This window comes from Streptomyces sp. NPDC005728, assembly GCF_040630895.1.
GTDB lineage: Bacteria > Actinomycetota > Actinomycetes > Streptomycetales > Streptomycetaceae > Streptomyces.
In genome coordinates, this window is sequence record NZ_JBEXYL010000296.1 from 1 (window position 1) to 1,347 (window position 1,347).

General features: G+C 68.3%; 1 protein-coding gene and 1 pseudogene. Both read left to right on the plus strand.

Features of this window, described 5'->3' with window-relative positions:
- Nucleotides 1-282: pseudogene (locus ABZ471_RS48710) on the plus strand (penicillin-binding protein); the annotation flags it as partial.
- A 55-nt stretch (nucleotides 283-337) separates the two neighbouring features.
- A partial coding sequence (locus ABZ471_RS48715; protein WP_359075630.1) for a hypothetical protein occupies nucleotides 338-1,347 on the plus strand: 1,010 nt, incomplete at its 3' end.

Below are 1,347 nucleotides of genomic sequence, written 5' to 3' on the forward strand. Positions count from 1 at the left end.
GACGTCGCCGCACAGGTGGACCGCGCACTGACGGAGTCCTTCCGCACCGCCCACCCGACCGCCGCGCCTGCCACCGCCCAGGTGTCGGGCAAGGCGGGCACCACCCAGGACGACACCGCCGCCTGGTACACCGGTACCTCCGCATCCGTCACCACCGCCGTCGTCGTCTACCGCATCGACCTGGCCAAGTCCCTGGAGCCCCTGTCGCTCGACGGACTCGCCGGAACCGCCGCCGACAGTCCTCCCTTCGCCGTCTGGTCCGCCGCCATGGGTCTGGACTGACCGGTGGCCGTTCCGCTGCCCCACTCCCACGCAGATTGAGCCGCACATGTCCCGCATGAAGTCGCCGCCCGGCCGCCGCCGCAGGTCCCGTGAACGCCGCCGGGTCACCCGCCCGCAGGTCATGACCCTGACCGCCCTCCTCGTCGTGGCCTCCGTGGTCGCGGGATACCTGGTCCTGACGCGGGGGGACCGCACCGCGCCCACCGCCTCCGCCGGCACGGGCAACGGCGGCAAGGCCGCGCAGAAGCCCGCCCCCGCCTGGGACGGCAAGACGAAGATCCTCGGCGACGGCTCCACCTCCTACACCGGCCCCCAAAAGGGACAGTTGAAGCCGGTGCCGCTCAAACCCGGTGAGAAGCCGCCCCAGTTCGTGGTCTTCTCCTGGGACGGCGCGCTGGAGGGCAGCGACCACCTCTTCTCGCACTACCGGGAGCTGGCCGAGGAGTACGACGCCCACATGACCTTCTTCCTCACCGGCATCTACCTGCTGCCCAAGAGCAAGAAGGCCCTCTATCACGGCCCGATGCACTCTCCGGGTGACGCCGCGATCGACTACGCGACCGACGACCACATACGCACCACGCTGGAGCAGCTCGGGAAGGCGTACAAGGACGGCAACGAGATCGGCACCCACTTCAACGGCCACTTCTGCGAGGCGAAGGGTGGCGGCGAGTGGAGCGTCGAGGAGTGGAAGAGCGAGATCGACCAGTTCTACTCCTTCGTGGAGAACTGGAAGACCAACACCGCCTTCAAGGACGTCCCCGCGCTGCCCTTCGACTTCAAGAAGGAGGTCACCGGCGGCCGCGCACCCTGCCTGGAGGGCCAGAAGAACCTGCTGAAGGCCATCAAGAGCTACGGCTGGCGCTACGACGCCAGCTCCCCGGGCGCCTTCCAGGTGTGGCCGACGAAGAAGAACGGCATCTGGGACTTCCCGCTGCAGCTGCTCCCGTACGGGGACAAGATCCAGGCTCTGTCGATGGACTTCAACTTCCTGTACAACCAGTCCGACGGCGAGACCCACGGCGACCCGGCGCAGTACCCCCAGTGGCAGCAGCAGACGCTCGA